We start from the raw sequence: 12,599 nt of genomic DNA on the forward strand, positions 1-12,599 counted from the left end.
CGGTGCGGGTCAGGCGGCGACGGAATTCCGCCGCCCGCCCAATATCTGCTCGGCCTCGGTAACGATCCTGTCAACGATCTCGCCGGCCGGCGGGATATCATGAATCAGCCCGACGGCTTCGCCCGCGATGACGGCAGCGATATCGAAATTGCCCGCCGCTCTCGCCGCCGCATATTCGGCGGCCACCGCTTTGATATTCTGCATCAGTTCGACCTCGCGTCCCATCCAGCGCCGCGCATGATCGTTGATCAGGCAGCGGCCGGTAAACGGCGCCGGCCAGACATTGTTGCGCGAGAGATCGAAAATGATGCCGCGGACGCTGTTGCCGCTGGTTGCGGCGCAGATGCGCCGCTTGGCTTCGTCCGCGCCGTCGCATTCCTGGCTGGCATAAAAGCGGGTGCCGAGCAGCACGCCGGAAGCGCCCAGCATCATCATCGCCGCAAGCCCGCGGCCGTCGCCTATCCCGCCTGCTGCTGCGACTGGCACCCGGCCGGCCGCCAGATCAACAATCGCCGGCACAATGTCGATCGTGCTGCGCGAGGCGCCATGGCCGCCGGCTTCCGTTCCCTGCGCGATCAGAATGTCGGCGCCTGCATCGAGCGCCTGTCGCGCCATGTCCTCGTCCTGAACCTGGCAGATCAACAACGCGCCCGATGATTTGACGCGCGGTGCGAAATGTGTGGGATCGCCGAACGAGAGCATGATGGCGCGTGGACCGGCTTCAAGCGCGACATCCAGTAGCGCCGGCTGCTTGGCAAGGCTCCAGGTGATGAAGCCGATGCCGAAGGGATCGGATAGATCGGCAAGCTTGGCCGTCTCCTGCTCGAGCCACGCCCGGTCGCCATAGCCGCCGCCGAGAATGCCGAACCCTCCGGCAGCACTAACCGCGGAGGTGAGACGCGCGCCCGCAATCACATCCATCGGCGCCGACAGGATCGGATGCTGGATGCCCAGACGGGCGGTCAACGGCGTGGAGATCGGCATGTCCATTCCCTGCGAACTGGACAGGCAATCTAGGCCGAACTATCATTCTCCAAAAATGAATACTATAGAATTCTACCATCTCTAGAAAGAAACGGAGCTCGCCATGGAGCTGAGCGATCTCGTCACCTTCCAGGCCGTGGCCCGGCTCGGCGGCATCACCCGCGCTGCCGACGAGCTCAACACCGTGCAATCCAACGTCACCCAGCGCGTGAAGGCGCTGGAGGCCGAGATCGGCACCGCGTTGTTCGAACGGCACAGCCGCGGCATGACGCTGACCGGCGCCGGCCGCCGCCTGCTTCCCTATGCCGACCGGATGGCGGCGCTGTCGCGCGAGGCGGTGTTGGCCGCGCGCGACGACGGCGAGCCGAAGGGGCCGCTTTCGATTGGCTCGATGGAAACGACGGCCGCGGTACGCTTGCCCTCTTTGCTCGCCGAATTCCATCGCCGCTTCCCCGCTGTTCAATTGAGCCTACAGACCTCGACAACGGCTGACCTCGTGGCCGGCGTGCTCAACGGCAAATTTGACGGCGCATTCGTTGCCGGTCCGATCGAGCATGCCGAACTCGACGCGACGCTCGCCTTCCGCGAAGAGCTGGTGCTCGTCACGGCACGGCGCTGGCAGAGCCTCAGTGCTTTACGCGCAGGCACGCCCGGCTCGGGTCCGACCGCCCTGGTCTTCCGCATCGGCTGCACCTACCGGCAGCGGCTCGAACAGGTGTTTTCGGAATTCGGCTGGCCGTCGGCCACGCGCTTCGAGCTCGGTACGCTCGACGGTATGATCGGCTGCGTCGCTGCCGATATGGGCGTAACGATGCTGCCGCGCGCCGTGGTCGGGCGGAACGAAACCGTCAACGTCCACACGCTGAACCCGGCGCAGGCACGCGTCGAGACGCTTTTCATCACCCGCCGCACGGCCCATCAATATAGCGCCCTGCAGGGCTTTGCCGCCTGCCTGGAAAATAACGGCGAGGTCATCGCCGCCTGACACTCCAGCGCCGCAGCGCGACGCCGGCCCAGATCGCTTCGACCAGCCCGAACGGCCAGGCGCCCTGCAGAAATCCGTACACCGAGCCGAGCCCGCATGCGCCTGCAAAGGCAAGGATGAACCAGTGGCTGCGGTCCTCCAGCGCGTAGGCCACGAGCATCGCGGTCACCGCGAACAGGCCGAACAGGCTTAGCGCATCCACTGAACTGCCCCACGCGTTCCGTTGCGCGAAAATTCCGCTGCCTCAATTCTGCAACAAGTCGAATTGCGGCACAGCACTCGCGGCCCTCCCATCGCAACGCACGCATCGGCTCGAAAAATTTCTAGCCGCTGCGCACCGCTACGTTAGTATGAGCCGCTAGTTACCAAAAACCATAACGTCAACTTCTGGGAGGAACTGCAATGCGCAACGCATTCGTGTTGTGCTGTTCTGTTGCCCTGTTGGGTACGGTCGGAACGGCAAGCGCTCAAGACTGGACGAAATCGAAATGGGGACCGAACGACGAGATCGGCGCCGCCAATTACCTGACTCCCGAACTCGTCGTGAAAGCGGCGGGTTTGGTCAAGACCGGCAAGACCTACGCGCTCGGCATTCCAGTCGACTCCAAGACTCCCGCCTACCCACCGCGGGCCTTCAAAGTCACGATCGTGCAGCCCGGCCAGGCCGGCATTCCCGGCCTGGGGCCGAGCAAGACCACCTATAACGACGACATCATCGAGGGCTGGGTCGGTGTCGGCAGCCAGCTCGACGGCCTCGGCCACATCGGCGTCGAGCATGTCTATTACAACGGCAACAAGCTCGCCGATTTCGCCGACCCCACCGGGCTGAAGAAGCTCGGTGTCGAAAAGATCCCGCCGATGGTCACGCGCGGCGTGCTGCTCGACATGGCGGCCCATTACGGCACCGACGTGGTCAAGGAAGGCACCGCCTTCAACACCAAGGAAATCGAGGAAGTCGCCAAGAAGCAGGGTGTAGAGATCCGCCAAGGCGACGTCGTCCTTTTGCATACCGGCTGGGCCAGCCTGATCGGCAAGGATGACAAGCGCTTCAACTCGGGCGAGCCTGGCCTGGGTGTTGAAGGCGCGAAATACCTGACCGGCAAGGGCGTCGTCGCCGTCGGCGCGGACACCTGGGGCGTCGAGGTGATTCCGTTCGAGAGCAAGAATGTGTTCGAGGTGCACCAGATCCTGATAGCGATGAACGGCACCTACATCATGGAAGTGCTGAATACAGCGGACCTCGCCAGGGACAAGGCGTATGAGTTCCTGTTCGTGCTCGGCCAGCCGCGCTTCAAGGGCGGCGTGCAGAGCATGATCAACCCGGTCGCGATCCGATAGGACCCTATCGACGGTCGGCGTGGCGTTCTCGCATGGATGCCACGCCGCGATCGGCTTTGCGTGCGCGCCGCGACGCGTGTTAAGCGGGGCGATGCCCGCCCCCATCCTCCCCTTGATCGACGCCGTCACCCATTGGCCCGAGCGCGGCGCCCTGATCGGCCTCGATCTCGGCACCAAGACCATCGGTGTCGCTGTATCCGATCCCGATCGCCGGCTGGCGACAGGTGTCGAGACCATCCAGCGCAAGGCCTTCAAGGCCGACGCGGCGCGGCTGCTCGCGATATCAGGCGAGCGCAACGCGGTCGGCTTCGTGCTTGGGCTGCCCATCAACATGGACGGCAGCGAGGGGCCGCGCGCGCAATCGACCCGCGCCTTTGCCCGCAATTTCTCCAATCTCACCGGGCTTGCCATTGCCTTGTGGGACGAGCGGCTCTCGACCGCGGCGGTCGAGCGTGAGCTGATCGGCATGGACGTTTCTCGCGCCCGCCGCGCCGAGGTGATAGACGAGCACGCCGCGATCTTCATCCTGCAGGGCGCGCTGGACCGGCTCAAGAAGCTGCGCGGGGATCGCTGATGGCGGTGGTGATCTCGGCGCTGCTGCCGGTGTTTCTGCTGATCGTGCTCGGCTTCATCCTCAAGCGCAGCCTGATGCGGCTGGACACGCAATGGCACGGGCTGGAGAGGCTGACCTATTACGTCCTGTTCCCGACGCTACTGATCCAGACGCTGGTGAAGGCCGATCTGTCCAGCGTTCCGGTGGCCGGGGTCGGCGGCGCGCTGATGCTCTCGGCGCTAGTGATGTCGCTCTTGTGCCTGGCGCTGCGGCCCCTCTTCTCCCGCTGGAACATCGATGGCCCGGCCTTCACCTCGATCTTCCAGGGCGCAACGCGCTGGCAGACTTTTGTCGCGCTCGCCATCTCTAGCAATCTCTTTGGCCACACCGGGCTGGCGCTGGCCTCCGTCGCCATGGTCGCGATCATTCCGCTTGTGAATGTGTTCAGCGTGTCGGTGCTGGCTCACTACGCTACGCCGGAAAAGCAGTCGCTCCGCGCGATCGTGATGACAGTGCTGACGAATCCTTTGATCTGGGCCTGCGCGATCGGGCTTGCGGTGAATGTCACGCATCTGCCGCTGCCACAGGTCTGGCACGACGTCGCCGAGGCGCTCGGCCGCTCCTCCCTCGGCATCGGACTGCTCGTCACCGGCGCGGGCCTGCAGCTTGCAGGTATGTTCCGTCCGAGCCTAGCCGCTTCGATCGCGGTGTTCTTCAAGCTGATCCTGATGCCGGTTCTTGGCGTCGCGCTGGCGCTGTGGTTCGGCATATCGGGCTCAAGCCTGGTGATCGTTGCTGTCTGCTCGGCCGTGCCCACCTCGTCTTCCGCCTATGTGCTGGCGCGGCAAATGGGCGGCGACGCGCCTCTATTGGCGCAGATCATCACGCTGCAGACGATATTGGCGGCGATCACGATGCCGATCGCGATCGCGCTGGTGGCATAGCCGTCATTGCAATGACGGGGAAAGAGCCTTACCCCTGCCCCGCCAGCCAGAAAGTCTGGATGGTCGCCGCCAGATTGTTGATGCCGTGCAGCGCGATGGTCAGCCAGGTCGAATTGGTGCGGTAGCGCAGATAGCCCAGCAGCAGGCCGATCGAAAACACCTCGCCGAAAAAGAACCAGTCGTATTGCAGATGCAGCGAAGTCCACGCCAGCGAGGACAGGAAGATGGCCCCGGCGACGCCGAGCCGCGACTCCGACCAGCCGCGGTAGAGAAACCCGCGCACGAAGATCTCCTCCCACATCGGCGCAGCGACGGCAAACGCGATCACCAATAGCCACAGCGCGCCGTCGGCTTGCGCTGTCTTCAGAACCTCGCCCATGAAGCCCGGCGTCACCTCGCGCCCGAGCGCGCGCGACAGCAGGTCCCAGCCGCCGACGAGAATGACCAGCGCAGCGAGGCCGATGAAGAAATTGCGCCATGAGGGCCAGCGCAGCGCCAGATAATCGGCAAAGGGAATGCGCGTCGGTCGGATTGCAATCCACGTCGCCAGCAGCACGGCGGGCAATCCCAGGATGACCGAAAGCGAGATCGTCAGGCCGCCGCCGATGGCACGGATCGCCTCAGCGATGTCGAACGATCCGCCCTGCCGCAGCACAAAATAGATGATGACCGAGAGTTGGCCGAGGAACACCGCGGCAAAGATGAACAGGCCCCACAGCGTCGTGCCCCAGAATTTCCAGGCGCATGGCGGCCGCTGATCTGGCATCGCTGGCGGTACGGCAGCGGGACTTGCGGTGGTGAGGAGTCCATCAAGTGACTTTCATAGCCGGAGGATTATCTTCGTCATGCCCGGGCTTGCCGCTGAAGCTTCAGCGAAGGCGGAAAACCCAGCCACGACGGTGAGACGCATTCATGCTCACGGCAGCGCGCGCTCCAGAAGGCCGCGGACATAGCCACTATCCAGATCGACCGCGCCATACATGCCGGCGTGGTTGCCGGCAAGACGCGTGGCTGCGAACAACTCGGCATGCCGCGGCGACACGGCATTGAGCGCCGCAGCAGCCGCCAGCAGCGCCAGCTTTTCGACCGCCAGCCGCGCCACACGCTCGCTGTCCGGCCGGTGGAACGCCTTGCCGATGAACGCGGTTGCTTCGCCCGCGCCCGGCAATCCGAGCGTCTCGCCGGTCAGTTCATGCACGATGCCGGAGGCCGCTTCCGGCTCGCGCGACAGCGCGCGCAGCACGTCGAGGCACATCACATTGCCGGAGCCTTCCCAGATCGCATTGACCGGCGACTCCCGGTAGTGCCGCGCCAGAATGCCCTCCTCCACGTAGCCGTTGCCGCCGAGGCACTCCATCGCCTCATAGAGAAAGCCCGGCGCGCTCTTGCAGACCCAGTATTTGATGGCGGGCGTCAGCAGCCGCATATAGGCGGCTTCCTTGGCGTCAAGGGGAGCGCGATCGAACGAACGGCATAGCCGCATCACCAGCGCGACGGTGGCCTCGACATGCAGCGCCATGTCCGACAGCACCGCCTGCATCAGCGGCTGGTCGGCGAGGTGTTTCTGGAACACGCTGCGGTGCCGCGCGTGGTGCAGCGCGTGCGCCAGCCCCGATCGCATCAGGCCGGCGGAAGCAATCGCGCAATCCTGCCGCGTCAACTGCACCATCTGGATGATGGTGCGGATGCCCTTGCCCTCGGCGCCGACGCGCTCGGCGTAGGCGCTGTGAAACTCAACTTCCGAGGAGGCGTTCGAGCGGTTGCCGAGCTTGTCTTTCAGCCGCTGGAACCGGATCGCGTTGACCGAGCCGTCCGGGGCAAAGCGCGGCATGAAGAAGCAGGTCAAGCCATCCTTGGCCTGCGCCAGCACCAGAAAAGCGTCGCACATCGGCGCCGACATGAACCATTTGTGTCCGGTGATACGGTAGACGTCACCGTCACGCTCCGCCCGTGTCATGTTGGAGCGGACGTCGGTGCCACCCTGCTTCTCGGTCATGCCCATGCCGAGCGTCATGCCGCGTTTTGTCGGCCACGGCGCAAAGCTCGGGTCATAGGAGCGCGTCGCGACGACCGGCATCACCTTCGCCAACAGGTCAGGCTGTTCCGCAAGCGCCGCCACCGACGCGCGCGTCATGGTGATCGGGCAGAGATGCCCGGTCTCGACTTGTGCTGCCATGTAGAATTTTGCCGCGCGCACCACTTCGGACGCACCGCCGGCCGGTTTGCCGTCGGCGGTCCAGGTCGAATTGTGCACGCCGGCATGCGCACTATGCGCCATCAGTTCGTGATAGGCGGGGTGAAACTCGACTTCGTCGCGGCGATTACCGCGTGAATCGAAGGCACGCAGCTTGGGCGTATTCTCGTTGGCAATGCGGCCGCGCTCCGCCATTGCCGCAGAACCCCAATGCTTGCCGAAGTCAGACAGCTCCCCCTCTGCCGCAGCGCCGCCATTGGCGGCGACTGCATCAAGCAGCGGCCGGTCGGCCACGTATAGATCGACATCCCAAAATGGCGGCGACTGGTTGAAGACCTCGTGGGTCGAAAATGTTGCCTGGCTCATGGCTGATCCTGGAACGGTTAAATCACTTCCGCGGCGTGATCGGGAAATCATAGGCCTGCCCGCCCGCGCCCGGCAGCGAAAAGTGCCACCACTCCTTCGAATAGTTTACAAATCCTCGCTGCGCCATCACCTGAACCAGCTTCTCGCGCCAGCGGCGTTGCGCAACGGTGATGGATTTCGCCGCCCTGTGCGACTTGGCGTCGGAACAATCGTAGCCGGTGCCCATGTCGACGCTGCCTTCCGGCGCGCGCAGGTTCACGTGGGCGATGCAGTCGGCATAATCCTTGGCGGGATCGAAGGTTGCCGAATTGTCGGCCTTCAGATCAGCCAATGTGAGATCGAGCGCCGCACCGGTCGAATGCCCGGAACGTTTAGCAATATAGCCCAGGCGAAACAGGTCGGCCTTGCTTAACGATGGATTGTAGCGCTTCTGCGCCGGTGTTTCGCGGCCATCGCGCGACCACGCCACCAAGTCGGCCACCGCGCGCACCGGGCGGTAGCAATCGAACATCTTTAGCGACAGGTTCTGCAGCGCGAGTTCTTCCTGAACGCTCTTCAAGCGCATGCCGACCTCGCGCTTCACCACGCATTCGGCAGCCTGATAGCCCCGCAGTGGACGGCCGACAAAATTGTTCGAGCCGGCGTAACGGATATCCTGGATGATGGTCGGATCGATGTCGCGCAGATAAACGAAACCGGCAGGCAGTTTTGGCGCCTGCGCGGCGGCGCTAGCGATGCAACCCGCCGCGAACATCGCCGCGAGTGTCATCCGCCTTCCCGCACCCCTGCCGACGATCACGCCAGCGCTCACATGATCCGCATGCATTGAGTGAAATGCCGCACGTTTTCCCCCATGTACCGCGTGCCAATCCCGGCCATTCTAGTGGAATCCCCAGGCGCGGAACACTGGGAGACCCATTTACCCTGTCGCGGAAGCGCTAGTGGATAAGTCGGCACCTCGGATTTGAAGCTTGCCCTGCATGGCATCTCTGCCTATAGCTCTCGTTTTAATGATCCCTGCATCGAAATCGACCTTCGTCCTCGGGCACCGGCACTTGCTGGGAATCGAGGGGCTTTCCGCTGCCGACATTACCGGCCTGCTCGACCTTTCCGAGGAATATGTCGAGCTCAACCGCCAGGTGGACAAAAAGCGCACCTCCTTGCGCGGTCGCACCCAGGTGAACCTGTTTTTCGAGGCGTCCACCCGAACCCAATCCTCGTTCGAACTGGCGGGAAAACGGCTTGGCGCCGACGTCATGAACATGTCGGTGTCCTCGTCCTCGATCCGCAAGGGCGAGACGCTGATGGACACCGCGGTGACGCTCAACGCCATGCACCCGGATATCCTGGTGGTGCGGCACCACGCCTCCGGCGCGGTGGAACTTCTGGCGCGCAAGGTTGACGGTTCCGTGATCAATGCCGGCGACGGCGCGCACGAACATCCGACCCAGGCGCTGCTGGACGCGCTGACCATCCGCCGGAATAAAGGCCGGCTGGAAGGCCTCGTGATCGCGATCTGCGGCGACGTCATGCATTCCCGCGTAGCGCGCTCCAATATCCTCCTGCTCAACACCATGGGCGCGCGCGTCCGCGTCGTCGCCCCCTCCACGCTGCTGCCGCGCGGTATCGAACGGATGGGCGTCGAGGTCGCGCGCGACATGCGCGAAGGCCTCAACGGCGCCGACATCGTGATGATGCTGCGGCTGCAGCGCGAGCGCATGAACGGCTCCTTCGTGCCGTCGTCGGGCGAATACTTCCACTATTTCGGCCTCGACCAGAAAAAGCTCGCTTACGCCAAGCCGGACGCGCTGGTAATGCATCCGGGCCCGATGAACCGCGGCGTCGAGATCGACTCGATCGTGGCCGACGGCGCGCAATCGCTGATCCGTGAACAGGTGGAAATGGGAGTGGCAGTGCGCATGGCGGTGCTTGAAGCGCTCGCCCGCAACCTGCCGAACGCGTGAGATCATGCTGACCGACCGACGCCCGATCCTGCTCGCCAATGCCCGCGTCGTCGATCCCTCCCGGGATTTCGACGGCCTCGGGGACGTTCTGATTGCCGATGGCACGATCCGGGATTCAAGGCGCGGCATCGGCGCCGCCGGCGTGCCCGAAGGTACCGACATCGTCAATTGCGCCGGCAAGATCGTCGCTCCCGGGCTGATCGACATGCGCGCCTTTGTCGGCGAACCCGGCGCCAGCCACCGCGAAACCTTTGCCTCTGCAAGCCAGGCGGCGGCTGCCGGCGGCATCACCACGATCATCTGCCAGCCGGACACTTCGCCCGTCATCGACAATTCGGCCACCGTCGACTTCGTGCTGCGCCGCGCCCGCGACACCGCCATCGTCAACATCCACCCGATGGCCGCCCTGACCAAGGGGCTGGGCGGCGTGGAGATGACCGAGATCGGCCTCTTGAAGGCCGCTGGCGCGGTCGCTTTTACCGATGGCGACAAGAGCGTTACCAACGCGCAGGTAATGCGCCGGGCCCTGACCTATGCGCGGGATTTCGACGCGCTGATCGTGCACCACACCGAGGACCCTGATCTCGTCGGCGAAGGCGTGATGAACGAGGGCGAGTTCGCCGCCCGGCTTGGGCTCGCCGGCATTCCCAACGCCGCCGAGGCGGTGATGCTCGAACGCGACATGCGTCTGGTGGCGCTGACCGGCGGGCGCTATCACGCGGCCTCGCTGTCGTCGATCGAGTCGCTGGAAATCCTCAAGCGCGCGCGCGACGCCGGCCTCGACGTCAGTGCTTCCGTATCGATCAACCACGTCACGCTGAACGAAAACGACATCGGCCCCTACCGCACCTTCCTGAAGCTTTCGCCGCCGCTACGCACCGAGGAGGACCGCCTCGCCCTCGTCGCAGCGGTCGCCTCCGGCCTGGTCGATGTCGTGATGTCCGATCACAATCCGCAGGACGTCGAGGTGAAGCGGCTGCCGTTCGCGGAAGCGGCTTCCGGCGCGGTCGGGCTGCAGACCATGCTGCCGGCGGCGCTGCGGCTGATCCACAACGGCGAGATGGATTTCAAGACGCTGATCCGGGCGATGTCGACCCGCCCTGCGGAGCTTCTCGGCCTGCCCGGCGGCTCGCTGCGGGCTGGTTCCCCGGCCGACGTGATCGTCATCGACCCCGATACGCCCTGGGTGCTCGATCCCGCCGACCTCAAATCGCAGTGCAAGAACACGCCGTTCGACGAAGCCCGCTTCTCGGGGCGCGTCGTGCGTACTATCGTGGGCGGGCGGACAGTTTATGAACACGTCTGATTCGTCCTAACCAGCCCGCGTGGAGTAACGGCGATGTCACCTGAAGTATGGCTGCCGTTGGCATTCGTTCTCGGCTATCTGCTGGGCTCGATTCCCTTCGGGGTGGTGCTGACCACAGTCGCGGGCACGCAGGACCTGCGCTCGATCGGCTCCGGCAACATCGGTGCCACCAACGTATTGCGCACGGGGCGCAAGGGCCTCGCCGCTGCGACGCTGATCGGCGATATGCTCAAGGGCACCGTTGCGGTGATGATCGCAGGCTATTTCGGCGGCGCCGATGCGGCCATGTTGGCCGCGCTCGGCGCATTCCTCGGTCACCTCTTCCCGGTCTGGCTCAAATTCAACGGCGGCAAAGGCGTCGCCACCTATATTGGCGTGCTGATCGGCCTGTTCTGGCCGGGGGCCGTGATGTTCTGCCTGATCTGGTTGGCCACCGCCCTCACCACGCGCTATTCGTCGCTGTCGGCGCTGGTTGCCGCCTTCGTCACCCCGCTATTCCTGTGGTGGTTCGGCCACCCCGCGCTGGCGTCGCTGTTCGTCGTGCTGACATTGCTGCTTTTCTGGAAGCACAGCGAAAACATCAAGCGGCTGCAGGCCGGGACTGAAGGACGGATCGGCGCGAGGTAGGATTCCCGGTTACGGTTCATTTCCGGGCAAGCGCACTTTCCACAAACCGCGCCGCTGCCAGTGCTCGAGCATCAGCGCCGTATCTTGCAATCACCTGCACGCCCACGGGCAAATTGACTTCCGCCACAATGGCCGGAACGTTGACGCAGGGTACGCCCATCAGCGTCCATAGCCGATTGTAACGGGCGTCGCCGGTCGAAGCCAAACCCCGCGGGGCAGCACCGGGTGCCGACAAGGTCAGCAGCACATCGACCTCATCGAACACTTTTTCCAACGCTTGTCTGGCGCGGTTCGCTTTTCCAATCGCCGCGTCATAGGCGGCGGGTATTGTGTCCCTGCTCTCGTCCAGCTTGGCCCGCAACAGCGGCGCCATCGCGTCGTAACGTTCACGGTATTCCCAGGCGAGCGCCCGATGCGCCTCGAATTCCTGCACGACCGGCTGCGCAGCCCATGCGTCGGCAAAAATCTGGGGCAGGTTCAGCGCACGCACGGACGCGCCAGCTTTCTCCACCGCCCGCGTCGCAATCCGCAACGCCGCCCCGCCCGACGCTTCCGGTGCACCGGCGAAATTCTGGGTCACGAGGCCGATGCGTGGTGTTGAAATCGTCGGCGGAAGAAGTAATTCGGGCCGGTCGGTCATTGCGGATAGCCCGCGCGCGACATCATCGACACCAGCCGCGAACAGCCCGACCGTATCGAGCGTCCATGAGTAGCATTTGACGCCGACCGTCGGCAGCAAGCGGTATGACGGCTTAATCGCGGCGACACCACAAAACGAGGCTGGCCGGATCACCGAACCGCCGGTCTGCGTCCCCAGCGCCAGCGGAATCATGCCGGCCGCGACCGCGGCGGCCGAGCCCGACGACGATCCGCCGGGTGTATGGCCCTTGTTGTGCGGATTGAGCGTCGGCGTCGGATCTATGGAGGCGAATGCCGTCGTCGTGGTCTTGCCGATGATGCTTGCGCCCGCCTGCTTCAGCATCATCACGACGGCAGCGTCGGCGCGCGGTCGATATCCCCGGTAGATCGGCGAGCCCATTTCGGTCGGAAACTCCGCCGTATCCATGATGTCCTTGATGCCCACCGCAATGCCGCGCAGCGGTCCGGTGCTTGCCGCGCGCGCATTTTCGGTACGGCAGACGAAAGCGCCAATGGTCTTGTCCTGTGCGGTGATCGCTTCCAGCGACTGCGCGATGGCGTTGTCGGGTGAAAGTTCGCCAGCATCGATGCGGCGCTGAAGGTCGGCGACCGAGATCATGGGCGTGTTCCCGCGGCTTTTGATCGTGGCGGCTGGATGGAATATGATTGATCCGCCGCTGTCAAAATTGTCCGTGAGTC

At 64.3% G+C, this 12,599-nt stretch carries 13 protein-coding genes; 7 read left to right on the plus strand and 6 right to left on the minus strand.

Features of this window, described 5'->3' with window-relative positions; all coding sequences use genetic code 11:
- Positions 1-9 precede the first annotated feature (9 nt).
- Positions 10-984, minus strand: a complete 975-nt coding sequence (locus ACFXS9_RS15775) for an NAD(P)H-dependent flavin oxidoreductase (protein WP_392690159.1) — start codon at positions 982-984, stop codon at positions 10-12.
- Between the two features lie 103 nt (positions 985-1,087).
- Here ACFXS9_RS15775 and ACFXS9_RS15780 point away from each other — a divergent pair, with 103 nt between their 5' ends.
- On the plus strand, positions 1,088-1,969 hold the full coding sequence (locus ACFXS9_RS15780) for a LysR substrate-binding domain-containing protein (protein ID WP_392690161.1): 882 nt from the start codon (positions 1,088-1,090) through the stop codon (positions 1,967-1,969).
- Here ACFXS9_RS15780 and ACFXS9_RS15785 read toward each other — a convergent pair.
- The gene (locus ACFXS9_RS15785; protein WP_392690163.1) at positions 1,956-2,171 is read right to left on the minus strand and encodes a hypothetical protein; all 216 of its coding nucleotides are present in this window, start codon (positions 2,169-2,171) and stop codon (positions 1,956-1,958) included. The genes ACFXS9_RS15780 and ACFXS9_RS15785 overlap by 14 nt on opposite strands.
- Before the next feature lie 200 nt (positions 2,172-2,371).
- Here ACFXS9_RS15785 and ACFXS9_RS15790 point away from each other — a divergent pair, with 200 nt between their 5' ends.
- From ACFXS9_RS15790 to ACFXS9_RS15800, 3 genes are all read left to right on the plus strand, one after another.
- The gene (locus ACFXS9_RS15790; protein ID WP_392690165.1) at positions 2,372-3,307 is read left to right on the plus strand and encodes a cyclase family protein; all 936 of its coding nucleotides are present in this window, start codon (positions 2,372-2,374) and stop codon (positions 3,305-3,307) included.
- Between the two features lie 91 nt (positions 3,308-3,398).
- Positions 3,399-3,881, plus strand: coding sequence for a Holliday junction resolvase RuvX (ruvX, locus tag ACFXS9_RS15795; RefSeq protein WP_028345629.1), 483 nt, complete (start codon positions 3,399-3,401; stop codon positions 3,879-3,881).
- Positions 3,881-4,804, plus strand: coding sequence for an AEC family transporter (locus tag ACFXS9_RS15800; RefSeq protein ID WP_392690166.1), 924 nt, complete (start codon positions 3,881-3,883; stop codon positions 4,802-4,804). The genes ruvX and ACFXS9_RS15800 overlap by 1 nt, the downstream gene beginning before the upstream one ends.
- 28 nt (positions 4,805-4,832) lie before the next feature.
- On the opposite strand, the gene ACFXS9_RS15805 is transcribed toward ACFXS9_RS15800, so the two are convergent.
- From ACFXS9_RS15805 to ACFXS9_RS15815, 3 genes are all read right to left on the minus strand, one after another.
- The gene (locus ACFXS9_RS15805) at positions 4,833-5,570 is read right to left on the minus strand and encodes a CPBP family intramembrane glutamic endopeptidase (protein WP_392690168.1); all 738 of its coding nucleotides are present in this window, start codon (positions 5,568-5,570) and stop codon (positions 4,833-4,835) included.
- A gap of 150 nt (positions 5,571-5,720) precedes the next feature.
- Positions 5,721-7,364, minus strand: a complete 1,644-nt coding sequence (locus tag ACFXS9_RS15810; protein ID WP_392690170.1) for an acyl-CoA dehydrogenase family protein — start codon at positions 7,362-7,364, stop codon at positions 5,721-5,723.
- Positions 7,365-7,386: 22 nt separating this feature from the next.
- A complete protein-coding gene (locus tag ACFXS9_RS15815) occupies positions 7,387-8,133 on the minus strand; it encodes a M15 family metallopeptidase (protein WP_392690172.1) in 747 nt (248 codons plus the stop codon).
- Between the two features lie 241 nt (positions 8,134-8,374).
- On the opposite strand from ACFXS9_RS15815, the gene ACFXS9_RS15820 reads away from it, so the two are divergent.
- From ACFXS9_RS15820 to plsY, 3 genes are read left to right on the plus strand one after another with little or no spacing between them, the layout of a single operon-like run.
- Positions 8,375-9,328 carry an aspartate carbamoyltransferase catalytic subunit gene (locus ACFXS9_RS15820; RefSeq protein ID WP_392690174.1) on the plus strand — a complete coding sequence of 318 codons (954 nt, stop codon included), beginning with the start codon at positions 8,375-8,377 and terminating at the stop codon, positions 9,326-9,328.
- 4 nt (positions 9,329-9,332) lie between these two features.
- Positions 9,333-10,634, plus strand: a complete 1,302-nt coding sequence (locus ACFXS9_RS15825) for a dihydroorotase (RefSeq protein ID WP_392690176.1) — start codon at positions 9,333-9,335, stop codon at positions 10,632-10,634.
- Positions 10,635-10,667: 33 nt separating this feature from the next.
- Complete coding sequence (plsY, locus tag ACFXS9_RS15830; protein WP_057845685.1) at positions 10,668-11,261, plus strand: glycerol-3-phosphate 1-O-acyltransferase PlsY; 594 nt, start codon at positions 10,668-10,670, stop codon at positions 11,259-11,261.
- A gap of 16 nt (positions 11,262-11,277) precedes the next feature.
- Here plsY and ACFXS9_RS15835 read toward each other — a convergent pair whose 3' ends face one another.
- Complete coding sequence (locus tag ACFXS9_RS15835; protein WP_392690178.1) at positions 11,278-12,519, minus strand: amidase; 1,242 nt, start codon at positions 12,517-12,519, stop codon at positions 11,278-11,280.
- Between the last annotated feature and the right edge of the window lie 80 nt (positions 12,520-12,599).

The sequence above is a fragment of the Bradyrhizobium sp. RDI18 genome (genome assembly GCF_043203335.1).
Lineage (GTDB): Bacteria > Pseudomonadota > Alphaproteobacteria > Rhizobiales > Xanthobacteraceae > Bradyrhizobium > Bradyrhizobium retamae.

What these genes read in the sequence shown, in the direction of transcription:
- ACFXS9_RS15775 (WP_392690159.1), bottom strand. Translation starts at nt 984, where the DNA reads ATGCCGATCTCCACGCCGTTGACCGCCCGTCTGGGCATCCAGCATCCG.
- ACFXS9_RS15780 (WP_392690161.1), top strand. Translation starts at nt 1,088, where the DNA reads ATGGAGCTGAGCGATCTCGTCACCTTCCAGGCCGTGGCCCGGCTCGGC.
- ACFXS9_RS15790 (WP_392690165.1), top strand. Translation starts at nt 2,372, where the DNA reads ATGCGCAACGCATTCGTGTTGTGCTGTTCTGTTGCCCTGTTGGGTACG.
- ruvX (WP_028345629.1), top strand. Translation starts at nt 3,399, where the DNA reads ATGCCCGCCCCCATCCTCCCCTTGATCGACGCCGTCACCCATTGGCCC.
- ACFXS9_RS15800 (WP_392690166.1), top strand. Translation starts at nt 3,881, where the DNA reads ATGGCGGTGGTGATCTCGGCGCTGCTGCCGGTGTTTCTGCTGATCGTG.
- ACFXS9_RS15805 (WP_392690168.1), bottom strand. Translation starts at nt 5,570, where the DNA reads ATGCCAGATCAGCGGCCGCCATGCGCCTGGAAATTCTGGGGCACGACG.
- ACFXS9_RS15810 (WP_392690170.1), bottom strand. Translation starts at nt 7,364, where the DNA reads ATGAGCCAGGCAACATTTTCGACCCACGAGGTCTTCAACCAGTCGCCG.
- ACFXS9_RS15815 (WP_392690172.1), bottom strand. Translation starts at nt 8,133, where the DNA reads ATGACACTCGCGGCGATGTTCGCGGCGGGTTGCATCGCTAGCGCCGCC.
- ACFXS9_RS15820 (WP_392690174.1), top strand. Translation starts at nt 8,375, where the DNA reads ATGATCCCTGCATCGAAATCGACCTTCGTCCTCGGGCACCGGCACTTG.
- ACFXS9_RS15825 (WP_392690176.1), top strand. Translation starts at nt 9,333, where the DNA reads ATGCTGACCGACCGACGCCCGATCCTGCTCGCCAATGCCCGCGTCGTC.
- plsY (WP_057845685.1), top strand. Translation starts at nt 10,668, where the DNA reads ATGTCACCTGAAGTATGGCTGCCGTTGGCATTCGTTCTCGGCTATCTG.
- ACFXS9_RS15835 (WP_392690178.1), bottom strand. Translation starts at nt 12,519, where the DNA reads ATGATCTCGGTCGCCGACCTTCAGCGCCGCATCGATGCTGGCGAACTT.